Origin of the sequence: Shinella sp. HY16 (assembly GCF_028534175.1) — a bacterium.
Classification (GTDB): Bacteria; Pseudomonadota; Alphaproteobacteria; order Rhizobiales; family Rhizobiaceae; genus Shinella.
Genome location: NZ_JAHYXL010000007.1, coordinates 105,249 through 127,743, shown reverse-complemented (window position 1 = coordinate 127,743; position 22,495 = coordinate 105,249). Strand labels below are relative to the sequence as shown.

Annotated in this window: 19 protein-coding genes and 5 pseudogenes; 6 read left to right on the top strand and 18 right to left on the bottom strand. The window is 58.0% G+C overall.

The genetic code is table 11. The features are described from left to right. The first annotated feature begins 75 nt into the window (after positions 1 to 75). The 3 genes from K0P03_RS33385 to K0P03_RS33375 all read left to right on the top strand — a co-directional run bounded on the left by K0P03_RS33385 (position 76) and on the right by K0P03_RS33375 (position 2,751). The gene (locus K0P03_RS33385; protein ID WP_272791969.1) at positions 76 to 1,002 is read left to right on the top strand and encodes an NmrA/HSCARG family protein; all 927 of its coding nucleotides are present in this window, start codon (positions 76 to 78) and stop codon (positions 1,000 to 1,002) included. A gap of 91 nt (positions 1,003 to 1,093) precedes the next feature. Next, the gene (locus K0P03_RS33380; protein WP_272791968.1) at positions 1,094 to 1,618 is read left to right on the top strand and encodes a TetR/AcrR family transcriptional regulator; all 525 of its coding nucleotides are present in this window, start codon (positions 1,094 to 1,096) and stop codon (positions 1,616 to 1,618) included. Beyond that, a complete protein-coding gene (locus K0P03_RS33375) occupies positions 1,615 to 2,751 on the top strand; it encodes an MFS transporter (RefSeq protein ID WP_272791967.1) in 1,137 nt (378 codons plus the stop codon). Before K0P03_RS33380 ends, K0P03_RS33375 begins: the two co-directional genes overlap by 4 nt. 355 nt (positions 2,752 to 3,106) lie before the next feature. Here the strand turns inward: K0P03_RS33375 and K0P03_RS33370 are convergent. Then, positions 3,107 to 3,888 (bottom strand): IS5 family transposase gene (locus K0P03_RS33370; protein WP_272791966.1). Its coding sequence is split into 2 segments (ribosomal slippage): positions 3,107 to 3,558 and positions 3,558 to 3,888, totalling 783 coding nucleotides; the frame shifts between segments, so codons are not numbered across the junction. A 165-nt stretch (positions 3,889 to 4,053) separates the two neighbouring features. Beyond that, on the bottom strand, positions 4,054 to 4,908 hold the full coding sequence (locus K0P03_RS33365; protein WP_272791965.1) for a LysR family transcriptional regulator: 855 nt from the start codon (positions 4,906 to 4,908) through the stop codon (positions 4,054 to 4,056). Between the two features lie 90 nt (positions 4,909 to 4,998). Here K0P03_RS33365 and K0P03_RS33360 point away from each other — a divergent pair, with 90 nt between their 5' ends. Both K0P03_RS33360 and K0P03_RS33355 read left to right on the top strand, forming a co-directional pair. Beyond that, entirely contained in the window at positions 4,999 to 6,312 is a 1,314-nt protein-coding gene (locus K0P03_RS33360) for an aspartate aminotransferase family protein (RefSeq protein ID WP_272791964.1), read from the top strand. Between the two features lie 167 nt (positions 6,313 to 6,479). Then, positions 6,480 to 7,269: pseudogene (locus tag K0P03_RS33355) on the top strand (IS5 family transposase). Between the two features lie 126 nt (positions 7,270 to 7,395). Here K0P03_RS33355 and K0P03_RS33350 read toward each other — a convergent pair. Further along, positions 7,396 to 8,341 (bottom strand): IS630 family transposase gene (locus tag K0P03_RS33350; RefSeq protein ID WP_272791963.1). Its coding sequence is split into 2 segments (ribosomal slippage): positions 7,396 to 8,002 and positions 8,001 to 8,341, totalling 948 coding nucleotides; the frame shifts between segments, so codons are not numbered across the junction. Between the two features lie 112 nt (positions 8,342 to 8,453). Between K0P03_RS33350 and K0P03_RS33345 the strand changes: the two are divergent. Beyond that, positions 8,454 to 8,585: pseudogene (locus K0P03_RS33345) on the top strand (IS5/IS1182 family transposase); the annotation flags it as partial. Positions 8,586 to 8,588: 3 nt separating this feature from the next. Here the strand turns inward: K0P03_RS33345 and K0P03_RS35735 are convergent. The 15 genes and pseudogenes from K0P03_RS35735 to K0P03_RS33275 form a co-directional block, all read right to left on the bottom strand. Further along, positions 8,589 to 8,737, bottom strand: a pseudogene (locus K0P03_RS35735) (IS5/IS1182 family transposase); the annotation flags it as partial. Between the two features lie 93 nt (positions 8,738 to 8,830). Next, on the bottom strand, positions 8,831 to 9,871 hold the full coding sequence (locus K0P03_RS33340; RefSeq protein ID WP_272791962.1) for a CPBP family intramembrane glutamic endopeptidase: 1,041 nt from the start codon (positions 9,869 to 9,871) through the stop codon (positions 8,831 to 8,833). A gap of 253 nt (positions 9,872 to 10,124) precedes the next feature. Next, entirely contained in the window at positions 10,125 to 10,247 is a 123-nt protein-coding gene (locus tag K0P03_RS33335) for a hypothetical protein (RefSeq protein ID WP_272791961.1), read from the bottom strand. A gap of 600 nt (positions 10,248 to 10,847) precedes the next feature. After that, positions 10,848 to 11,129, bottom strand: a pseudogene (locus K0P03_RS33330) (FtsX-like permease family protein); the annotation flags it as partial. 215 nt (positions 11,130 to 11,344) lie between these two features. Further along, positions 11,345 to 12,730, bottom strand: a complete 1,386-nt coding sequence (locus K0P03_RS33325) for a sensor histidine kinase (protein WP_272791960.1) — start codon at positions 12,728 to 12,730, stop codon at positions 11,345 to 11,347. Then, complete coding sequence (locus K0P03_RS33320; RefSeq protein ID WP_272791959.1) at positions 12,696 to 13,370, bottom strand: response regulator transcription factor; 675 nt, start codon at positions 13,368 to 13,370, stop codon at positions 12,696 to 12,698. The genes K0P03_RS33325 and K0P03_RS33320 overlap by 35 nt, the downstream gene beginning before the upstream one ends. Before the next feature lie 200 nt (positions 13,371 to 13,570). Then, on the bottom strand, positions 13,571 to 13,855 hold the full coding sequence (locus K0P03_RS33315) for a YMGG-like glycine zipper-containing protein (RefSeq protein ID WP_272791958.1): 285 nt from the start codon (positions 13,853 to 13,855) through the stop codon (positions 13,571 to 13,573). Between the two features lie 313 nt (positions 13,856 to 14,168). Next, positions 14,169 to 15,313: pseudogene (locus K0P03_RS33310) on the bottom strand (alpha-hydroxy acid oxidase). Positions 15,314 to 15,381: 68 nt separating this feature from the next. Further along, a complete protein-coding gene (locus K0P03_RS33305) occupies positions 15,382 to 16,110 on the bottom strand; it encodes a hypothetical protein (RefSeq protein WP_272791957.1) in 729 nt (242 codons plus the stop codon). A 66-nt stretch (positions 16,111 to 16,176) separates the two neighbouring features. Beyond that, complete coding sequence (locus K0P03_RS33300) at positions 16,177 to 17,055, bottom strand: ABC transporter permease (protein WP_272791956.1); 879 nt, start codon at positions 17,053 to 17,055, stop codon at positions 16,177 to 16,179. Next, positions 17,052 to 17,987: an ABC transporter permease gene (locus K0P03_RS33295; RefSeq protein WP_272791955.1), complete on the bottom strand. Its 936-nt coding sequence runs from the start codon at positions 17,985 to 17,987 to the stop codon at positions 17,052 to 17,054. Before K0P03_RS33295 ends, K0P03_RS33300 begins: the two co-directional genes overlap by 4 nt. Beyond that, complete coding sequence (locus K0P03_RS33290) at positions 17,980 to 18,846, bottom strand: oligopeptide/dipeptide ABC transporter ATP-binding protein (protein WP_272791954.1); 867 nt, start codon at positions 18,844 to 18,846, stop codon at positions 17,980 to 17,982. The genes K0P03_RS33295 and K0P03_RS33290 overlap by 8 nt, the downstream gene beginning before the upstream one ends. A gap of 103 nt (positions 18,847 to 18,949) precedes the next feature. After that, positions 18,950 to 19,720: an IS21-like element helper ATPase IstB gene (istB, locus tag K0P03_RS33285; RefSeq protein ID WP_272791953.1), complete on the bottom strand. Its 771-nt coding sequence runs from the start codon at positions 19,718 to 19,720 to the stop codon at positions 18,950 to 18,952. Beyond that, positions 19,717 to 21,213 (bottom strand): IS21 family transposase, encoded by a 1,497-nt coding sequence (gene istA / locus K0P03_RS33280; protein ID WP_272791952.1) that lies wholly within the window; start codon positions 21,211 to 21,213, stop codon positions 19,717 to 19,719. Before istA ends, istB begins: the two co-directional genes overlap by 4 nt. A 460-nt stretch (positions 21,214 to 21,673) precedes the next feature. Further along, positions 21,674 to 22,441 (bottom strand): DUF3800 domain-containing protein, encoded by a 768-nt coding sequence (locus K0P03_RS33275; protein ID WP_272791951.1) that lies wholly within the window; start codon positions 22,439 to 22,441, stop codon positions 21,674 to 21,676. Between the last annotated feature and the right edge of the window lie 54 nt (positions 22,442 to 22,495).

Here is a 22,495-nt window from a genome sequence, read left to right as displayed (position 1 = left end):
CTCAGAAATGTGCCGTCTTCCGGCCTAGCGAATACCGTATATATGGATAGCCCTTGTTCAACGCGAGGGTAACCCATGACAGATGATCAACGTTTTATTCTGGTTTTCGGCGCCACCGGGCGGCAGGGCGGATCGGTTGCCAGGGCATTGCTGAAGGCCGGATGGCCCGTCCGTGCCTTTGTCTCCGATCCTTCCAAACCGGCCGCGATTGCCTTGCGGCAGGCGGGCGCCGAGCTCATGCGCGGTTCATTCGAAGAAACCGCGACAATCGAGGCCGCAATGAAGGGCGTCCGTGGCGTGTTCAGCGTGCTGCCCGGCACCCTGTCGGCGGAAGACGAGGTCCGATACGGGAAAGCCATCGCCAACCTTGCCGCAAAGAGCCGGGTCGACCATTTCGTCTATTCTTCGGGTGCAAGCGTGGGAGAGAAACTGACCGGCGTTCCGCGCTTCGACGCCAAACCGCGTATCGAGGCCCATATTCGTGATCTGCCGCTTACTGCAACCATTGTCCGGCCGATGATCTTCATGGAAATGCTGGTCCGGCCCGGTTTCGGACTGGAGGAAGGGCGGCTCGTGTCGCTGATCCGTCCCGATCAAGCGATGCAGCTCATCGCCGTGGAAGATATCGGCAAGATTGTCGCTGCGCTTTTCGCGAACGAGGCCCCGTTTGCAGGCGTAGCGATGAAAATCGCCGGCGACAGGGTCACTGGCCAGGAGCTGGCCGACGCGTTCACCGAGGTTGCAGGCAGGCCTATCGCCTATGCCCGGTTTCCCGAAGAGGTATTGGCCGCCAATGCCGATCTGGCGCAGATGGCATCGAGTCTTGAAAACGGCCCCCTTGCAGAACACGTCGACCTCGACTTCATGCGCGAACTTAATCCCGACCTACTTTCGTTCCGGTCCTGGCTTGCGGGAAGCGGTCGCGCGGCGCTCGGTGCCGCCTTGCGGAACACCGGTACCGCTGCGGCGACATCCGGCGGCAGTACCGGGGCGGGGCAATGAGGACGCTGATTTCATTGCTTTTTGCCTACCTGGACTTGAATAAGTAAAACGAACGTTTTACATCTTCCTCCGTTTCACGAGGAAGATGATCATGGACCTAACGACTAGGCTCACCGTCGCCGCCGAACAGCTTTTCGACCGCCATGGTTATGTGGGGACCGGGGTGGACCTGCTGACGGCGGCAGCGGGCATGTCGAGCCGGACGCTCTACAAACATGCCGGCAGCAAGGCCCAGCTCATGGCGCGAGTGCTTGCGGAACGTGACCGGCGGTTCATGGCCCGGATGAAGGTGGAGAGCGTGGATGCGCTCTTTACCGCCCTTGCGGACTGGATCCGGAGCGAGGGGATGCGGGGTTGCCTGTTCCTTCGCGCCCTGGCAGAGACCGGCGGTAACATACCGGAAATCTATGAGGCGGTCGCTGCGCACAAGGCGGCATTCCGGCAACGGATTGGCGATATTGTCTCCGCCGAGCTTAGCCACGCCGATCCGTCCCTGGCCGATCAGGTGCTCATCCTCTTCGAAGGGGCGACCCATGCCGCGGTTTATCGCGGGAATGATGCTGTGTCCGCTGCCCGGTCGGCGGCCGCTGTTTTGCTGGAGGCGGCGCGTCAATGAACCCTGCTGTTCTTGTCGGCGCCGTGGGCTTCGGTCTGATCGCGGTCTGCTATGGCTTTGCCCGTTTTGCCCTTGGCCTGTTCCTGCCGCAAATCAATGCCGAACTGAGCCTTGGCCCCGCTCTCAGCGGCCTGATCTCCGGTGGCGCTTTTGCCGCCTACTGCATCGCCATCATCACCTCCGCCGCCTTAACCGAGTGGATTGGCGCCCGTGCGGTCGCCACAGCGGCAGGCGTGGTTGCCGCTCTCGGCATGGCGGGCATCGCACTCGCTCCGAACCCACTTGTTCTGGCCGTTGCCGTCGTGGTGGCCGGGTCAAGCACCGGCCTTGCCTCACCGCCAATGGCTGCGGCCGTTGCGGCTGCCGTCCGGAAAAACCGGCAGGACATAACCAACACCGCCATCAATGCGGGGACAAGTGCCGGCGTGGTCCTCTCGGCGCCGATTACCCTGGCAATCTCCGGGCAATGGCGGCTGGCCTTCGGTGTATTTGCCTTTATTGCCGCGGTTTTCGCAATCGCCGCTGCACTATCGCTGCCATGCGCACGCAAAGCTAGTGGCGTGGGTGGTCTGCCACCAATGACTGGCGCTGTGCTGCATCTTGTCCTCGCCTCTTTCCTGATGGGGGCGGCGAGCACCGCGCTCTGGTCCTTTGGCGGCGAGCTTGTATCGCAGAGGTTGAACTGGGGACTGACGGGAGCCGCCGCCCTGTGGAGCGCAATCGGTGCGGGCGGCGTCACCGGCGCCTTGGCCGGTCACCTGGTCGCCCGCTTCGGCCTCGATCGGGTCCATCGGACCTTTCTGTGGCTCATAGCAGGTGGCGTCCTCGCAGCCGGGTCCAATGTCGCAGGCCCCGCTTTTGCGCTGATCGGCGGAGCGCTTTTTGGCGCTGCCTATATGATGCTGACAGGTGTCTATCTGATCTGGGGCGTGCGTGCCTTGCCCGACCGGCCTGCGATCGGGCTGACGATCGGATTCCTGACCATCGCCGTCGGCCAAACCGTCGGCGCGCCGGTATTCGGTATTGTGATGGCAGGTTATGGAGCCGGAACGGCGGTAGCCTGTTTTGCCATCATCGCTCTTCTGGCGGGGCTATTTCAAGCCGGTTCGGCTACACCCTCCTCCCGAAAATAGAGCGTTGAACGAGGGCATGTCCGTGCAGGAGACAAACTTGCGTCGACTGAAGTGGGGGTTGGCCCATGAGCGGCACGCCGATTGCCGCAACGGCGCTGAGCCTGTCCGAATACAGAAGCGCGGCCTGCTAAGGCAAAGTGCCCCGTCGTTGTACACGATGACAGACCGTTTCGCGCTCAAGATGCGAGCAGCGCAACCCTCGAGGCAACCAGGGGCAGGGTGCGCTCTGACGTGCGAGCAAGCCGCTGGACGAAATGACACTCCGTGGCGTGACCAAGACGCATGAGCGCGTTAACCATCAATACCCGCCTGAAACGCCTGACCGCCCGGGAGCCCGGTGTAGGGCGGGGCCCATCTAGGTCCTGTTGACAAAGTATGGCAGCCATATCTTTGCGGCGGCCAGGGCGAGGAATGCTGAGAAGGATTTTCGGGTCTTGTCGTATCGGGTCGCGACGCGACGGAACTGCTTGAGGCGGTTGAACATCCGCTCGATGCGGTTTCGATCCTTATAGGCCCGGAAGTCGCAGGCAGGCGGGTTCTTCCGGTTGGCCTTCGGCGGAATGACCGGCCTGATGCCGTGGATCAGGAGTTCTTCACGCAGGAAATCACCGTCGTAGCCCTTGTCTGCAAGGAACAGTCTCGGTTTGCCGACCGGTATAGCCAACAAGTCAGGAACGGCGTTATAGTCCGAAGCCTCTCCGCCCGTCAGGACGAAGCCAAGAGGGCGTCCCTGACCGTCTGCTCGGGCGTGGATTTTCGTCGTAAAGCCGCCGCGTGATCGACCAAAAGCCTCCTGATAAGTCCCCCTTTAGCGCCCGCAGCCTGCGAATGGCCGCGAACCGTGGTGCTGTCGATCATGTGCTGCCAGTCATCCGTCAGCCCCAGTTCAACGAGGGTCTCAAGCAGAGCGTCCCAAACGCCCTGTTCGGCCCAACGGCGGAAGCGCACATAGACGGAGTTCCACTTCCCGTAGCGCTCATGCATGTCGCGCCATGGGCAGCCGACCCGGAGAACATGCAGCATGCCGTTCAGATACTGCCGATTATCGTGCGAGGGTCGGGACTTCCTACCGCGTTCGCTGGGCAACAGCCCCTCAATGATCCGCCATTCCATATCCGTCAGGTCGCCGCGCGCCAAGACTGCCTCCTAAAAGGCAGTCTTGAATCACGCTTCCGCTGATTTGGGAATCCACTTTGTCAACACGACCTAGCATTCGTGGGACTCGATTCTGTACTTTCGGGCTCGGTGACGTCGCGCCCCTGACGATAAATAATAGATAGTCGTGCGATCGGATGCACGCCGCTATGCCGATTTGAGGCTGGATAAAATAAAAGCCCCGAATGATTGTACTGCACGCGTCGGCTTTGCTGAGGCATAAATAAGGCTGACGCCTATTTCTGGAAGGTGTGGCAGACCTTTTGCGACAATTGCCAGGTCTGGGGGAACCGCCGCGCGAGTTACCACGCTTATAGCAAGGCCTGATCGCGCGATCGTTAGGACACCGGCCAAGCCGTTGCTGGCATGGGTGACCCGGTAGTTGATGCCGAGAGCATCCATCGCTCTTCGCGCCTCTTGGTGGTCGATTGTTTCCGAGCCCGAAAGGGCCAGCGGCAAAACCGGTTCGCTGAGCAGGGCAGGCGCCTTTTCGGAAGCTATCCAGACCAGCGGTTCGTATCGAATAATATCTCGGGGCGGCGCCGAAGCAGAAACAGAAACAAGCGCCAGATCAATCCGGCGACTTTGCAGAAGCGGATAGAGTTCGACAGTTGGGGCGCAAACGATCTCTATCTCGACACCCGGATACTTGGCCCCGTAGCGTCGCAGGAGATCAGGGAAAAAGGCCGTGAGATAGTCTTCCGGGCATCCGAAGACAAGCGATCCCGTTACGCTCTCGGAGCGAATGGCTTCTATGGTTTCATCATGAACAGCAAGTATTCGCTCTGCCCCGGGGAAGAAGCGCTCGCCGGCGCCAGTAAGCGCCACACCGGATCCCATGCGGTGGAAAAGCCTTTCTCCGACAATCTCTTCTAGCCGCTTGATCTGTAGACTTATAGCCGACTGAGTGCGCCCGATGCGTCCAGCGGCAGCGCGGATTGATCCGACACGCGATACGACGACGAAACTACGCAACAGAGCGATGTCAAGATTCGGCTTCATATGAGTTTTCCTTGATTCTGTATGCAGAGGAATTAATTATCCTTGATTGGTTATCGGCGATACCTTCTTCGAAACGCAAGGGAGACCGCTATGCCTGATACCGTCGGAAAAAACTCTTTCTGGTCAGATGTCTCGGACCATGTCATGCGCTACGGGCCAGTGTTCGAGCGGCGGATCATCCAGCGTGCCGAAGGCAGCTTTGTCTACGACACAGACGGCGCGGCAATCCTTGACTTCACCTCGGGGCAGATGAGTTCGCTCCTGGGTCATTCGCATCCCGATGTGGTTCGTGTCGTTCGCGATCAGATCGGCCGGCTTGATCACCTCTTCAGCGGCATGCTGTCGTCTCCTGTCGTCGATCTCTGCGCCCGGCTTGGTCGGATGGTCCCGGGGCTCGAAAAAGCGATGTTGCTTTCGACTGGCGGCGAAGCGAACGAAGCCGCGATACGCCTTGCAAAATGTGTTACCGGCAAGCACGAAATTGTCGCGTTCTCCAAGAGCTGGCACGGTATGACGGGAAGTGCTGCTTCAGCGACTTACAGTGCCGCGCGCAAGGGCTACGGCCCGGCGGCGGTTGGATCGTTTGCAATCCCCGCGCCGCAGGCTTATCGCCCTCGCTTCCGGCATGCCGATGGGAGCCTCGATTGGCAAAGCGAGCTGGACGATGCTTTCGCGCTGATTGATGCGCAATCGACGGGCAGCCTTGCAGCTTTCATTGCGGAACCGATCCTGTCTTCCGGCGGAATCATCGAATTGCCCCAGGGGTACCTCGCTGCGCTCAAGCGCAAATGCGAGGAGCGTGACATGTTACTTATCCTCGATGAAGCGCAGACCGGGATCGGGCGCACCGGAACGATGTTTGCCTTCCAGCGTGACGGGGTGACACCGGACATCTTGACATTGTCCAAGACCCTCGGTGCCGGTCTGCCGCTCTCAGCGGTGATGACAAGCCGCAAGATTGAGGAGGCGGCTCATGAACGCGGTTTCATCTTTCTGACGACGCATGTTTCCGACCCCCTGCCGGCCGCGGTGGGGCTCGCCGTGCTGGATGTGGTGGAACGCGATGGATTGGTCGGGCGGGCAAGGGAAGCCGGTGAACGGCTGCGGCACGGTCTGCTCGCGCTACAGCAGAAGTATGATTGCATCGGCGACGTGCGGGGAAGGGGATTGCTGATTGGTCTCGAAATAGTGACGGATCGAAACAGCACGCAGCCGGATCTCGCTATGGCTGACCGCATTGCCGCAGCGGCCATGGAGCGGGGCTTAAGCATGAATATTGTAAAGGTCCCCGCGATGGGCGCGGTGTTCCGCATTGCTCCCCCGCTGACGTCGAGTGACAAAGAAATTGACATGGCAATCAGTATTCTATCCAGCGCCATAGAATGCGCCATAATCCAGAGCTGATGCGCCGTAAGATGGCGGGGCTAGCAGCAACGAATAACACGCGGGATCATTCTCCACCTAAAGACTTATTTCGGAACACGCTGCGCAACAGAAGATAATGGGAGGACCTTGTTGCACAAAGAAGGCTTGAGATTCACTTTGGGAATCCAATGTAATAGCCGAATGGCATGAGCAGACCGCCGAAGCTGACCTACCAGACCACCCACTGGCACGCATATAACCAGGCGCTGAGGCAGCGCGGATCTTTGACCGTCTGGTTCGACCCCTTGATGCAGTGGGAAGCAGCGCCGTCAGGGCGGCGTGGCCGTCAGCACGCCTACAGCGACGCTGCGATCCAGGCCTGCCTGATCATCAAGGTTCTCTTCGGCCTGCCGCTCCGCCATGCCACCTGCTTCGTGGCAAGCCTTCTGGAACTTTCGGGGCTCCGCTGGCCCGTGCCGGACCTCTCGAAACGAAGGGTTTGGCGCAAGATCCATCTCGGTATCGAAGAAGAACGCTCGAGATCCGGGCGGTGGAAGTCACTTCGAGCCATGTCTGCGATGCTCCGATGCTGCCGGACCTGCATGCCCAGATCCCAGAGGACGAGGAGATCGCCACGGTTACGGCCGACGGTGCCTACGACACGCGGGCCTGCCATGACGCTATCGCCGCCCACATTGCAGCGGCGGTCATTCCGCCGAGACGGAATGCGAGGCCATGGAAGCCAGACACGCCCGGGGCCCGGGCACGCAACGAGAGCCTGCGGGCCTCGAAACACTTTGGCCGGGCGCTCTGGCGGAACTGGAGCGGGTATCACCGCCGCAGCAGGGCGGAGACGAAAATGAACCGCATGAAGCAGCTCGGCCTGCGGCTGATGTCGCGGGACTCCGACCGCCATTTGCCGAGGTCCAGATCCGCGCGGCGGCCATGAACCGCTTCACGGCCCTCGGCATCCAGGTCACTGTGGCAATGGGGTAAGTGTGTCCGGCGAAAGGGGAACTGCGGTCGCCAACTGATTTTCGCAACAGAGCCCGTGGAGACCACCAAGATCCTGATCAGCGGGCACAAGACGTGGCATCACCCCGCTCCTAGAGCAGATTCGATTTAGTCCGGGTCATATCCCGCCGCCTCGAAGTAGTGCCGGCATTCCTGCGGGGTGAAGGCGGAGAGGCAGTCGGCGACCGCTGACCAGAGATCTTCAATGGTTCTGGCGGCGGCTTTTCTGAGGAGGGCCTTAAGCTTCGAGAAAGCCATCTCGATGGGGTTGAAGTCTGGCGAGTATGGCGGGAGGAACAGGAGCCGTGCGCCAACCTTCTCGAGAGCCTCGCGCACACCGCTGATCTTGTGAGCAGGCAGGTTATCCATGACGACGATGTCGCCGGGCCGAAGCTCGGGTGCGAGAACCTGCTCGGCATAGGCGAGGAAGGCGGGGCCGTTCATCGGCCCATCAAGCAACATCGGTGCCGCCATACCAGATAGCCGCAGGCCTGCGGTAAAGGTGGTCGTCTTCCAATGTCCATGTGGAACGGGTGCCCGGCATCGTTCACCGCATAGCGCTCGCCCTCGCAGCCGCGCCATCTTCGTGGATGCCGCGGTCTCGTCGATGAAGATGAGCCTCTCAGGATCGAGATCGAGTTGGCCGTCGAACCAGGCTATGCGGCGGCGCAGGACATCAGGACGCTGCTGCTCTGAGGCGTGTGCCGTTTTTTTTGAACGTAACGCCGCGCCGATCGAGGAACAGCCAGACCGTCGAGGGTGCCGCACGCACGCCGCGCTCGTCGACAAGCCGCTCGCCGATCTCAGCAAGCGTGATGTCCGGTGCCTTCTCGATGAGGCCCAGAATGAAGGCCCCATGCGCATCGAGCTTCGATCGTGACGGTTGGCCCTGCTTGCGCGCTTCCATTTCGCCGGTCTCGCGATAGCGCCGATACCAGGCCCCTGCCGTTGAGATCCCGATACGGAAGCGTCGTGCCGCCTCCCGCGTCGAAACCCCATCTTCAATCGCCGCAATAACTCGACCGCGAAGGTCTCCGCTCAAGCTCCTTGTCATCACCACCCTCCTGGCAAATCACCAGGAGCAGTGAATCAGACTAAACAGATCACGTGAATCCTCAAACCGACCCTGTGTTCATAAAAGATGCTCTAGCAAAGCACCGAGGTGAAGAAGCGCCATCGAGCCGGAGATCGGGCACATGAAAAGCGACGGTAGCCTTGCCAGATGCTCGCGGGAGGGCCGCATCTGCGATGCGATCTTCGCTGTCGTCTGCGCCTGCGGCCACAATATCCGCGTGATCCCCCCGCAGAATATAGAGCATGCCGTTCAGATATCGTCGGTTATCTTGCGCTGGTCGGGACTCTCGCCCTCGCTCGGCCGGCAAGCGCTCCCAATGAGCTGCCACTCTGCGTCCGACAAATTCCCACGTAGTCCTTGGCGGCAACAGGACACTGGGGCCGCGACCAACACAAAGGCGCGTTAAAGACTTGATTTGCGAGGCTCGTGGCGGGTTTGGCCGCATTTTCATGGACTTGCCCGATCCTCTCATTGTGTTGTGTGTGCTTTGACGGAAGCCATGTTCTGAGGTGTCCGTTCAGGACCGGTGAGACGGGTGCTGAACCATATAATCATTGTGACAAACACAAGCACCGCACAAGGCATCAGCATGATCTTTGACCCCATCCCGGCCGAACGGTCGATGGCTGTCAAATACTCGACGCGCAGTATTAAAACGAAGATATAGGCGAGCGTATTATTGACAGCATGTATAACAATCGCATTCTCCAGACCGCCTGTTCGCCAGGTGATCGTTGCAAAGGCGATGCCGAGAGCCAAGTAATACAAGTTAAACCACGGATCGGTCGACACATGCACGAGAGCGAACAACACGCTCGAGACAGCGATGCCCACGATAAGTGACGCTCTCGGATTGCGGACCCAACTGGAGGCGATCCGGAATACCAGCCCCCGAAAGCCATACTCCTCACCAGCACTTTGGAGTGGTCCGAGCAATACGCTTACAGCAAAGATAGCAAGCAAGTCGGCGACCCGAAACTCCGTGGTGTTATATGACGAGAACCAGTTGAAGAAGACCATATAGACTGTCCAAATGGGTACAATAATCAACATAGCACGACCGAACACATCGAAACGGAAGACCGAGCGTACTGAATGCAACGTGGCCCCCTTCACGCCGTAAAGCCAGCGCTGTAAAAACATGCTCCATGGGATGAGCGCGGCGACCCCAACGAAATTTCCGGCTACGTAAACCGGAGTGAAGTCCGTACCGCCGGACATGGGATTAACCCGCCCAAAGACATGGGTGTCGATTACGCCTCCGATTATAGGGGATAACAAGCTAAAGAAAAACAATCCGCCGATAAGCAGTGCAAGAGCGAGAATGTCGCGCCCTATTCGAAGCCTGTCACTGACTAATACCCGATGATACGGCACCACTGCGGGCACAGGCCGTAGTCCTCGTTCGGTTTGTTTTCTCATATTTAGATACTCCATTATAAATAGATGCCATTTCCAGAAACGTCGCATGGATAATCCGCCAATAAAAATATCCTTTTTGAAGAACAATTCTTGTTCTTCAATTCTTACATTGATGGTCGCCTCTCTTATTTTATGACTTTTGCACGGCGAGGCTTGCTGGGCCCTAGATACCGTTCGGAAGTCTCATTGTGATGCGGCGATGAAATTTGCTGACTGCCTTTACGTTTGCAGAACTGGTTTTCAGAGCAGACTGAGAAGGTTCACAAAGGGACAACAGCGTCGTTGACTCATTCTCGAATGGTTTGGCCATCAGCGCCAGCGAGGGCACCATGAACAGTACTTACTTGCCAACATTGGCAAGATCCTCGGCAATCTTGAGACTGGTGATCGTCTTGTCGGTGCCGCAGGCCATGATCACCTTGCCGCGATAGGCCGTAGCCAGTCCGTTGTGAACGGCTTTCAAAGTTGCTGCTGGTGCTGCCGGAATTCCTTCTTGAGAAACAGAACCGCTTCGCCTCGGCGCTCAAAAGCAGATCAAACAATTCGGTTATCGCGAAGGTCAGTTATGCCGGTGCGGTCACCGGGGTGAATTGCCCTACCTTGCTTGTTTCGTTTTTAGGGAGACTTCGTTCGCCATTGTTATTCTCTACTTCTGGACATTGCAGGTCACTGCGCGCCCCTGCCAATTATCGTCCCTGAGGCTCCGCCTACGGCTGCGCGTTCTCATGAATCGGTGGTTAGTCCACCGATCAGGGCGCCTGAGACCGCCGCTAGTGTTGCACCCGCGCCAACAGATTGTGAGCTGCCGGTAGGGGCAATGGCCACTACAACGTTGCGATGACTTTTTCCATTTTAGCTCCTTATGCATGCAGGTTTGGATGGCGACGCCTGTGCGATGACGACATGTCGAACCGACCTCGATGACTTGGAACCAATTCCTTACGTGGACCTTACGGGAGGCAATAATTAGGCGGAGTGCGTAACAAGCGAGCTGCAACGGGATCAGGCTTGCCGGGCAGCTTACGACCTTTTGCCGTCGTTCCGAACAGACGCTTGCGGGTCATCAGTCGCGCGCCAGGGCTTCGATGGGGTCCAGCTTTGCGGCGTTGCTGGCGGGAAGGAAGCCGAAGACGACACCGATAAGGGTCGGGCAGGTGAAGGCCATGATGATGGATCCGGAGGAGAAGATCATTTTGAAGTCGGGGCTCAGCAAATTGAAAAGAGCGCTGAGCCCGAGGGCGAGCATGACCCCCATGAAGCCGCCGACAAGGCAAACCAGAACGGCCTCGATCAGGAACTGGGAGAGGATGTCGCTGCGGCGCGCGCAGACGGCCGAACGAACCCCGGCGCTGCAGACAGCAACCTGACACTACTTGTCCGTTGCCGCGCCTGGTCCGTTTGGCGCGCACCGTCACAGTCGATCAATCGACAAAGAGTGCTGGCAATGTGGATGACATGCCGGAGATTGTCCGCGAAGCATTAAGGGCGATCACGGCCATGTTCGGCCAACATCAACGAATGAAACCGTCTTATCGACCAGTCGGCACAACCGGCGACTCCCTACGGCTGGTGGAAAACGCGCCCGTCGCGCCAGCGTACCGCAAAGATGCTCCCCTTGCCTGGCGCGGAAGAAAGCTCGACGTAACCACCATGGCGGGTCACGATGTCGTTGACCATGCTGAGCCCCAGACCCGCGCCTGAGCCGTGAGGGCTGACCCGGTAGAACGGCTCGAATATACGCGCATGCTTGTCGCCGGCAATTCCGCAGCCCTGATCGGCCACGGTCACGCTACCGTCAGCCTCAATTCCAACCGATATCTGCCCTCTGCCACCTCCGTACTGGACTGCATTACGTACCAGATTGACGAATGCACGCTCCAGAGCGTCGGCGTCACCACGAACGAAGAGATTTTCCGCGTCGCTCTCAAAGGCAATCTCATACCCTTCGACGATGGCCAACGGGGCAAGGTCGGCGACTACCTTCGACACAACGCTTTTGAGATCGACAGGTGCATTTTGCTGAGGCTTCTGCCGATACTTCTCGGTGTCGAGAAGCTGGTTCGCGATCGCCGTAAGTCGCTTGATGGCCGTCTGTAGGTGTGTCTTGTCCACACTTGGTGAAAGGGTATCGATCCTTACCTGCAGGACAGCTATCGGCGTTCGAAGTTCATGCGCCGCGTTGACGAAGAAACGCTCCGTCGCCTCGAAGCCACTATCGAGACGACGGAGCGCCCTGTTGATGTCGCGCACAACGCGCAGCACCTCATTGGGCAAGCCACGCTCTTCCACCAGGGTGCCGCGAGCGTCGAGATCGATCATGTCGAGACGCCCGGTCAGATCGCTGAAGGACCGCAGCGCCCAGCGCGTGACGAACGGAACGCCGATGAGGGAGATGGCGACGAGGATCAGCGCCGGCACGCCAATGGCAAGGTTCCCCAACAGGACGGTCACACCGTATTGAGACATCGGAACACCGCCGGCAAAAATCGTTGCTTCACCGGCCTGGGTGTCGAAACGCTGCATTCGGGCGACACTCAGCGGGTCATTCAGAGAACCATGGAGTTCGACGCTTGTGAACGTCCGCAAGAATGTGGTGTTGTCGGCGATTTTCTTGGGTGGGGTGCCGTGTGCAAGGACAGTATCTTCTCCCATGTCTGCCACGAACCATAGGTCAGGCGCGTCCTCCATCATCTCCTTAAGTTTGGCCGTCGGTGCCAGATAGGCCCGGCCATTCGGCTCGAGACGGACGGAGTCTGCGATTTCCTGAGACAGCCAGATGGACGTGATGGCCACATCAGGCTTGATGCCGGAAAGGAGATAGAAAACCAGGCCCAGCGAGACGATGATCGCGCAGACCTGCAGGACGATGAAGCCAAGCGTGAATCGCCAGCGAAGGGATGAGCTTGCTGTCCTATTTCTGCTCATAAAGGTAATAGCCGATGCCACGAATGTTCTTGATTACAATGTCAGCCTCAGCATCGCTGAGCTTCCGGCGCAGGCGTGACATATTGGCCTCAAGTGAGTTGGATTGGATCTCATCGTCAAAGGAATAGACGTGACCCTCAAGGGACGAGCGCAATACGGTACGACCGCGGTTTCTTAGAAGCGTTTCGATGATGAGCAGTTCTCGCCGGGTGAGCGCAACCCCGACGCCGTTGACATGCACATCGCTTGAAGCACGATCATAGGTGACGTTTCCTGCCGACAACACGGACGGGTCGGTTGTTGGTGCCCGCCTTAGCACAGCGCTCATTCTTGCGACCAGTTCGGGGATTTCGAAGGGCTTCGGCAAATAGTCATCAGCGCCGTCATTGAGTCCGGAAATACGTTCGTCGGTCGAACTCAGAGCGGAGATAATGATCGATCGCGTAATTGAACCCGCGCGACGCAAATCGGCAAGGAACGTACTGCCGTCGCCATCCGGCAGTTGCCGATCGATAAGGACGATATCGTAATGCGCCATCGCGATTGCTTCCCGCGCCGTTTCCAGATCTCCAACGGCGTCAAGAACGATACCATGCTGGGAGAGGGCCGTCCTCAACGCATCCGTCATTTCCGGATCGTCTTCGATAAGCAGAAGTTTCATAGTGGCCTTATCGTAAAAATCTCGGGCAGTCGTTCCCAGGAATCCTTATAGAAAAAATACGTTCGATTCAGATAAATTCGAACACCGTGACCGTGTGGACGCCGGATCAACTGGCAGTCGGCGGTTCAGATACGGACACCGGGACGCCTGAATCTGCCCGGTATCCTAATGCCTTCCGCATATTGCCAATACCGGAAGCTCTATCGGCAGCGACCGTATTGATCCCGGTATCTGCAGCCGTAGTTACGCCGGTCGTGCTGTTCCCAGCGATCGCGGCGGCTCCTTTCATTACGTTCACTGATGTTGCCTACCACGGCCCCTCCCGCGCCACCGGCGGCGGCTCCCACCGCAGCGCCTTCCCAAGTGCCGCTTGCCAACCCACCAATGATAGCGCCGCTCGCCGCACCGATGCCGGCGCCCTTTTCCGTCTGGCTGCACGCTGTCAGCGTCAAACAAACGAGTACGCCTGAAATGATCTTCTTCATACCTGTCCTCTCGATTGATTGCCCCTCCGGCCGCCAGTCGACCGTTGAGAAGCACTAAGGCGGATGCGTATGGCCACCGAAGATTACGTGGAAGTTACGCAGAACCGTCGGTATCGACATCGGTCGAAAGCGCAAATTCGTTCAGGATGCGCGTATTCGCGATCAGTAATTCTCAGGTAGTTTTGTCCGCCTAGCGTTCGTGGACAAAGGTTGATTGGGGAATCGGTTTTTTTGATTCTTTGTTTAGTCAATCTGGTTTGTTTGCTACACTTGGGATAGCCGTCGCATATCCTTGATGTGCTCTGAACTCAAATCACCTAAAGCAAAGGTTGGCTCGGGTTAGCTGGTCGATCGACGAGCAGCCCATCAGCCTCATGCCTCGATCGAGCTCCGCTTGCATCAGCGTCAACGCCCGTTTAACCCCGGCCTGGCCGGCGCTGGCGAGCTGGAAGAGGTAGTAGCGGCCGAGGCCAACTGCTTTGGCGCCAAGCGATAGGGCCTTCAGTACATGCGTGCCACGCTGCACGCCGCCATCGATCATCACGTCGATCTTGTCGCCGACCGCGTCGACGACTTCGGCCAGTTGGTCGAAGCCGCTGCGCGACCCATCGAGCTGGCGGCCGCCGTGGTTGGACAGCACAATGCCGGTGCAGCCGATATCGATGGCGCGCTTGGCATCCTCGACGGTCATGATGCCCTTGAGGCAGAACTGGCCGCCCAGGTCTCTACCATCTCGGCGCCATCGTCCCAGTTCATGGCAGGATCGAGCATCTCGGTGAAATAGCGGCTGATCGACATGGTGCCACTGCCCATGTCGACATGGCTGTCGAGTTGCGGCAGCTTGAATTTCTCATGCGTGAAGAAGTTGAGCGCCCAGCCCGGCTTGACGGCGAATTGCGCGACGCCGGCGAGATTGAGCCGCAACGGGATTGAGAAACCGGTGCGCTTGTCGCGCTCGCGGTTGCCGCCGGTGATGCTGTCGACCGTCAGCATCATCACCTGCACGCCGGCTTCCTTGGCGCGCGCCATCATCTCGCGGTTGAGGCCGCGGTCCTTGTGGAAGTAGAACTGGTAGACCTGCGGCGCGCCGCTGATCCGCCGCGCTTCCTCGAGGCTGACGGTACCGAGCGAGGAGACGCCGAACATCGTGCCGTACTTGCCCGCCGCCCGCGCCACTGCGCGCTCGCCCTCGTGATGAAAGAGACGCTGCAGTGCCGTTGGCGAGCAATAGACCGGCATCGCCAGCCGCTGGCCCATGACCGTAACCGACATGTCGACATTGCTGACGCCACGCAGAACGCTCGGCAGCAGATCACAGCTTTCGAACGAGGACGTGTTGCGCCGGTAGGTCACCTCGTCATCCGCCGCGCCATCGATATAATTGAAGATCGGGCCGGGCAGGCGGCGCTTCGCGAGGCGGCGGAAGTCGTGGAAGTTATGGCAGTCCGTAAGGCGCATGTTCGGGACCAACATTTCGACTTAACAGGCGTCTACTGCGTAAGTCATATTCGCGGAAATTAGAGCGTTCAGGCGCTCCAACCTGCAGTAACCTTAAAGTTTGATTTGCTCATCGGAACGATGTGCTCAAGCGATTTTACGTTGAGAGCGTAGACCAGGCCGTAAAAGGAGGCCCGGACATCCTCGTGGACAATGCCGCAGTCAGCGAAAAAGGGAAGCAACCGATTAAGTTCGACTTCGGCCGATTGGGCGTCGTAGCTCTCCAGTAACACAGCACCAGTCAACGGCGGTAGAACGTCATCCCCTCCGATGGTAAACGGCACTGGGGGAATATCAGGGCTTTCCACAATGAGATGTGTGGCCACAAAAGGTCCCGCGTCTTTCACAACATGCTCAATCAGGGCCTCGCATTGTTTGGCGGAGCCTTCAAAATCGCGACCAAGAGGCAGAGTTACGAGGGTACTTCCCATACCGCCGCCAAAGCTAACGATACGGTTACAGCATTTTCTGAGAAACCCACGAAACGATGGTCTCATCGAGCTTGACCATTCAGTGGGGTTTTCGAGAAGTTTCAGATAGGGTTGGCTCTCAAGGACAGATAGGTTATCGACTTCGTAGAGCGTCAAATATTCAGGTAATTCACCAGAAGTTCGAACGTAGCGCCGCGCGCTTCGCATCCCGGGTACGCTCAGCCTTTCAGGCACATGTTCACGGCTGTGCCACATATTGTATTCCTCACTGCGGCTCGCATCCGCACCATTCCAGAGCGCAAGAATGCCCTCACCCTCGAAGTCCATTGGGGTTCTCCTGATTGGGATATTGTTTTCGCCGCGGCACTACTGAATTCCGCGAGTAGATGCGGTCTACCGATCTGTACGGCGATCCAGGGCATCGCGCATGGCATCACCGAGCAAGTTGAAAGCCATGACCGTTAAAAAGATTGCCAAGCCGGGGAAAAAGCTCATCCACCAGGAGTGCCAATTCTGCATGCCTATCGATACCATTCCGCCCCAACTCGGTGTGGGCGGTTGAACGCCAAGACCGAGGAAGCTGAGTGAAGCTTCGGTCATCAGTGCCAAGGAAGCTGCGATAGACATGTAAACAAGCACAGGACCGGTGGCATTGGGCAATACGTGTCGCAGGATAATTTTCGTTGTGGAAAGACCAAGTACCTCGACCGCGCGCACGTAGTCCATATCCCGGATAGTGAGTACTTCACCGCGCACAAGACGCGCAAAGTGAGGTACCTTTGCGATCCCAATGGCAATGATCGCGTTTGTCAGACTTGGTCCCAGTATGGCTATGATTGCAAGAGCCATCACAATGAGAGGAAAGGCAAGCAGGGCATCCATCGAACGCATGATGATCTTTTCAGTCACTCCTCCGATCCATCCTGCGAACAGCCCTATGATGGAACCGATGGACGCCGAGATGAAAGTGGCGACAATGACTACAACGAGAGAGGTTTGTGCGCCGACCATAACCCTGCTCAGTATGTCGCGCCCAATCTCATCAGTTCCAAACGGGTGGTCCCAACTCGGTGGCGTCATAATTGTCATATAGTCGACGGCTGTCGGGGAATAGGGAGTTATCCACTGCGCAAGCGCGGCGATCACAATGAGGATCCCGACAAGCCCGCCGCCGACCTTGCCCGGCCAGGAAGATAATACCTTGCCAAGGATGCCCGGGGCGGTGGTGGCTTGCTCCTGCACTTGATTTGTATCAGCTAATGCTGCCATCATTTGATCCTCGGATTGACAAGCCGGTAGCAAATATCGGTTACAAAATTCGTCGCAACGACGGCGACGACGATGACAACGAGCACTCCCTGAACGACAGGGAAATCGCGCTGAAAAATGCCTTCTACAATCGTCCGCCCGAGGCCAGGCAGGCCGAAAACAGACTCGGTTACAATGGCACCCCCAACCAATGTTCCCATTTGCAGGCCGACCACAGTGATGATTGGAATAAGAGCGTTTCTCAGTGCATGATGGAGAATGATCCGCAAGGGCGACGTGCCTTTCGACTTTGCCGTGCGGATATAGTCAGCTGTAAGAACCTCCAGCATTGACGCACGTGTTTGTCGCATCAATGTCGCTGCGAAAGCCACGGCGATCGTGAGCGATGGAAGGGCCATAAGGCGGAGATTTTCGAGCGGATTTTCGAGAAACGGCACATAGCCCGATGGAGGCACCCATTGCAGATTGAGCGAAAACATCATGATCAAGAGCAATCCGAGCCAGAAGAAGGGTATAGCCATGCCGCTCAAGGCAAGAATGTTAGTAATCCCGTCGATCAGGCCATTACGATAGACAGCCGCCAATATTCCAGCAGGTATGCCGAACAGCATGGCCAAGGTCGTTCCCAGTACCGCTAGTTCTACGGTTACCGGTATACGGCGCATAAGGATATTGGTTACAGGCTCTCCGCTTCGCAAAGAAGTGCCCAAATCTCCCGCCAGAGCGCTGCCTAGCCACTTGACGTAGCGGATAGGCACGGGGTCGTTTAGTCCCATGGTTTCACGGACAGCTGCCAGTTGTTCGGGGGTCGCATCCAGCCCCAGACGAGAGACAGCCGCGTCGCCGGGCAGCAGACTGGTCAAGAGAAAGGCGACAACACTCACGATCAATACGACCGGCAATGTCTGAATCAAAAGGTCCGCAATTTTACGCATCGGTATGACCCTCCGCCTTCATTCGGGATGCATAGATTTCTTGGCGCAGGCAGGCGGAGGCATGGCCATGTCCTGCATTCACTTCCGTCAACACAGGCTGCTTTTCGAGACACTGGGTTGTGACATGTGGACAGCGCGGTGCGAAAACGCAGCCCTGGGTCGGCTGTGTCTTCTCTGAGGACTGCACTTCATACAGCTCCTCTTCTTCATCTAGGGGATGATCTAGCGACGGAATGGCCGAAAGCAACGCCTCCGTGTAGGGATGGCGTGGCTGCGTGAAAATGTCTTGGGTCTTGCCAATTTCGACCAGTCGACCCAGATACAGTACAGCTACTCTGTCGGCTACATAACGCACGACCCCTAGATCATGCGAAATGAATAGCATCGTCAGCCCGAGCTTTTCCCGCAAACCTTGCAGCAAGGTGATGATTTGCGCCTGAATGGAAACGTCGAGTGCTGAAACGGCCTCGTCGGCCACCACGATTTCGGGTTCCATGGCAAGCGCTCTCGCGATGCCGATACGCTGTTTCTGTCCCCCCGACATTTGATGGGGGTAACGGTCCACGAATTCCGGACGCAAACCGATAAGATTCATCATCTCGAAAAGTCGCGCCTCTATAGCGGCTCGATTGTCATGGCGATGACGAAGAAATAGCGCTTCGCGCAGCGCATCGCCCACCGTCATCCGGGGGTTGAGAGATGAGCTTGGGTCCTGGAAAATCATCTGTACTGCGTTGCGCGTGGGACGCAGCTGTCGTCGCGACAATTGCGCAATATCGCGCTTCTCAAGACATATCTGGCCATGGTCAGGTCGAACGAGTCGGACGATGCTGTCAACGGCGGAGTAAAAACCGGCCATGCGGCGGCGCAAAAGTCGGCCACTATGGTGCGCGCATGAGACCGCCGGGAGGGCGTAGCCCGAGCGGGGGTCTCATGCGCGCGTTGCTATTTTTCGAGGGGTATTAGCCGGCCTTTCGGGCGCGGCTTTGGGCGAGACGATAGCTGTCGCCATTCATCTCAAGGATGCTGACGTGGTGGGTGATACGGTCCAGCAGCGCGCCGGTGAGGCGCTCGGAGCCTAAGGTTTCCGTCCATTCGTCAAAGGGAAGATTGCTGGTGATCAGGGTCGCGCCGCGTTCGTAGCGTTGCGAGATCAGCTCGAACAGCAATTCCGCGCCGGTCTTGGAGAGCGGCACGAAGCCCAGCTCGTCGATGATGAGAAGCTGGTAGGCAGCCATCTGCTTCTGGAAGCGCAGCAGCCTTCGCTCGTCACGTGCCTCCATCATCTCGCTGACCAAGGCGGCCGCTGTCGTGAAGCCGACAGACAGGCCCTTCTGGCATGCGGCCAGACCGAGACCGAGAGCCACGTGGGTTTTGCCCGTGCCGCTGGGCCCAAGCGCGATCACGTTCTCACGACGCTCGATCCATTCACATCGTGCCAGTTCCAGCACCTGCATCTTGTTGAGTTTGGGGATGGCGGCGAAGTCGAAACTGTCGAGGCTTTTGACGACCGGGAACCGTGCCGCCTTGATACGGCGCTCGACCTTGCGGCGATCACGTTCGATCATCTCCCGTTCGGAAAGCCGGGTGAGGTATCCGACATGATCGACACCCTCGGTGGCACATAGCCGGGCCAGCTTCTGATACTCGCGCTGGAAACTCGGCAGCTTCAGGGTCTTGAGATAGTGTGCAAGCAGGATCCCAGGGGGCGTATCTGGTGATTCGGTGCTCATGCCGCTTCTCCGGCATCCGATGACAAGAGGCGCATGTACGCTTTCGCCGATGTCGTCTCGACCGTCGCTCTTGGCAGGTATGGATAGATGGACAGGTCCAGTCGCGGCGGCCGGCGCTCCACCCGGCACAAGATCAGATGCTTGACGGCGTCAAAGCCGATCGCGCCGAGCTGGAGAGCCTGCGTCACTGCCGCATGCAGGTCCGCAAGGTCAAAGCGCTCCAGTAAGCGCAGGACCTGCACATATTCCCGCCGGCCATGTTTGGCCATACGGCCCTCCATCAGGCGGCGCAGCGTGGCGAACTCTTGCGGCAGATCCCAGCCCTGGAGAGGGGCCGCCTGATCCAGAGAATTGATCTTTTGCTCGATCAGCGGCAGGTAATGCACAGGATCGAAGATGACGTCTTCCCGTTCCCAGCACCGAGAATGGCGGGCGATGATCGCGCCACGGCAGCCGATCACCACCTCATCGACATAGCCGCGTACCCAGACATCCTGATGCCCATAGGCAACCGGCACGGAATAGTCGTTGGTCTTGTAGCGAACGAGCGACTGGGCCGTGACTCTGGCACTCGTCTGGTCGCAGGCATCGAATGGCGACGCGGGCAATCGGCGCATGGCAGCAAGATCGCGCTGCAGCCGTTCTCCGATCGTTTCACTCTCACCCCGCAGCCTGTCGCGCTGGCGCTTGCGGCATTGCTCTTCCAGCCAGACGTTGAATGCTTCCCAGGTCGCAAACTGCGGGATCGGAACCATGAAGTTGCGCCGGGCATAGCCAACGAGACCCTCGACATTGCCCTTGTCATTGCCTTTCCCCGGTCGGCCATAGCGATCCCGGATCAGGTAGTGGGACAGGAAACCGCTGAACAGCGTTGCCCGCTTGCGCGTACCATCGGGTAGGATCTTGGCGACGAGGCAGCGATCATTGTCGTAGACAATCGACTGCGGTACGGCCCCGAAGAAGGAAAACGCATGGACGTGGCCATCGACCCAGGCCTCGGCCACCGCCGCCGGATAGGCCCTGACGTAGCAGCCGTCGCTGTGCGGTAGATCGAGCACGAAGAAATGCGCCTTCTGCTCCACGCCGCCGATCACCACCATGGCCTCGCCGAAATCAGCCTGCCCATGGCCCGGCGGATGCGACAGAGGCACGAACACCTCCTGGCGACGCTGATCCCGCTCGCGCATATAATCCTTGATGATCGTATAGCCGCCGGTGAACCCGCGCTCGTCTCGAAGCCGGTCAAACACCCGCTTGGCCGTATGGCGCTGCTTGAGCGGCACCTTAACGTCCTCTTCAAGCCAGTGATCGATCGTCGAAACGAACGCATCCAGCTTCGGCCGCCGGATCGGTGATTGCCGCTGATAGCCGGGCGGTGTCGAATACGACAGCATCTTGGAAACGCTGTCGCGCGATATGTTGAAATGCTTTGCAGCCTGACGCCGGCTCATGCCTTCCGAGCAAGCCAGACGGACCTTCAGATATAGTTCCACGGTATAGATCCCCAGCCCTCCTGCAATCGTCGCAGAAGGTAAATAGGTGGCCGACTTTTACGCCGCCCGCGGCTGGAGTATTCCGCCGCTACCGTGGTCTAATTTTGCACCGCCGCTCTCAGCGGTGAGATAGCAATCGGTTGCGCAGTGGATGGAGCAAAAGTATCTAATCGAATAAGCTGATCTGAAAACCTGGTTTCCTCACAACCATCATCACAACCATCAAACTGTGCAGCGATGACAAATCGATTTCCGTGACGAAGTAAATAACTGGGTCGTCGGTTCGTATCCGCTGAACTGCAAGATTATGTAGTGGCGGAGCTGGCGGCTCGCATCCCTTTCAAGGTGACCAAGCTTGATCCCTTGCGGTGCGGTTAGGAACCCTATATATAGAGATCAAATGGATTGGGGTTCGTTCCCGGTCGGCGTCGTGGCCTCGGTTTACCGGGGCCTTTCGCTTTCAAGGAAAGACTTTCAGGCCATACCACGAGCTTTGATCCTGAGGGCCTCTCCAGATCTTCGGCTGGATGATGTCGAATGCCCGGTTCGGCTGTTGCGGGCGCAAAATTCGCAGGCCTATTGGGCGTGCGATCAAATCTGCCAATTGAAGGCCAGCGCTGTTCGCTTGTTTAGAGACGAAGTTGATCTCGAAATCAGGCATGGATGCTCCGGCCGCCTGTAAATAGTGCTGACCGGTGGTAATCCTCCGAAACTCAAGTTCAAGTTCCAAATCTTCCTTTCCGCGTCCGGGTTTCTCGCGCGGACTGCGAGACTCGCAGACAATGTGGCACTCGCCTTCATCGTTTCGTGAGCGTAGAAACTCGTTCGCCTTCTCTAGGCAGAAGAGGAGCGCAAGCTGGTATGGGTTCTCGGGATTCGCGTATCGCCGCCTCAACGCATCCTTCCTAATAACAGCGGAAATCACCGTCATTGGAGCCGCCTCGAGGACGCTCGAAAGATCTTCCATAAAAGCATTTCGAATATCGTCATATTGCAAGAAGCTGAACGGAAATCGCCGTTTCACGATGTCGCTTTCATGCAGTACGTAGCTGTCGTGGCCGAACCATCTGAACTTGAAATCATGAAGATCCCGACTGGCAAGAGCGGAATACCGAGATTTCTCGAAGATGCAGAATGACAGGACAAAAATAGGATAGTTGACGTCGATGGAGGTCAGGCTGTGGTCGCCGCTCTCATCGACGTAGATGATAAAATCAGAGTAGCTCATCGCTTCGATTTAGCAGAGTCGCAACGTGGAGCACATAGACGAGACGAAAAGCAA

Excerpts from the sequence above, each read along its gene's own strand:
- istB (WP_272791953.1), bottom strand. The coding sequence starts at position 19,720 with ATGAGCACCGAATCACCAGATACGCCCCCTGGGATCCTGCTTGCACAC.
- K0P03_RS33320 (WP_272791959.1), bottom strand. The coding sequence starts at position 13,370 with ATGAAACTTCTGCTTATCGAAGACGATCCGGAAATGACGGATGCGTTG.
- K0P03_RS33275 (WP_272791951.1), bottom strand. The coding sequence starts at position 22,441 with ATGAGCTACTCTGATTTTATCATCTACGTCGATGAGAGCGGCGACCAC.
- K0P03_RS33360 (WP_272791964.1), top strand. The coding sequence starts at position 4,999 with ATGCCTGATACCGTCGGAAAAAACTCTTTCTGGTCAGATGTCTCGGAC.
- K0P03_RS33295 (WP_272791955.1), bottom strand. The coding sequence starts at position 17,987 with ATGCGTAAAATTGCGGACCTTTTGATTCAGACATTGCCGGTCGTATTG.
- K0P03_RS33375 (WP_272791967.1), top strand. The coding sequence starts at position 1,615 with ATGAACCCTGCTGTTCTTGTCGGCGCCGTGGGCTTCGGTCTGATCGCG.
- K0P03_RS33315 (WP_272791958.1), bottom strand. The coding sequence starts at position 13,855 with ATGAAGAAGATCATTTCAGGCGTACTCGTTTGTTTGACGCTGACAGCG.
- K0P03_RS33290 (WP_272791954.1), bottom strand. The coding sequence starts at position 18,846 with ATGGCCGGTTTTTACTCCGCCGTTGACAGCATCGTCCGACTCGTTCGA.
- K0P03_RS33385 (WP_272791969.1), top strand. The coding sequence starts at position 76 with ATGACAGATGATCAACGTTTTATTCTGGTTTTCGGCGCCACCGGGCGG.
- K0P03_RS33380 (WP_272791968.1), top strand. The coding sequence starts at position 1,094 with ATGGACCTAACGACTAGGCTCACCGTCGCCGCCGAACAGCTTTTCGAC.
- K0P03_RS33365 (WP_272791965.1), bottom strand. The coding sequence starts at position 4,908 with ATGAAGCCGAATCTTGACATCGCTCTGTTGCGTAGTTTCGTCGTCGTA.
- K0P03_RS33305 (WP_272791957.1), bottom strand. The coding sequence starts at position 16,110 with ATGGACTTCGAGGGTGAGGGCATTCTTGCGCTCTGGAATGGTGCGGAT.
- K0P03_RS33300 (WP_272791956.1), bottom strand. The coding sequence starts at position 17,055 with ATGATGGCAGCATTAGCTGATACAAATCAAGTGCAGGAGCAAGCCACC.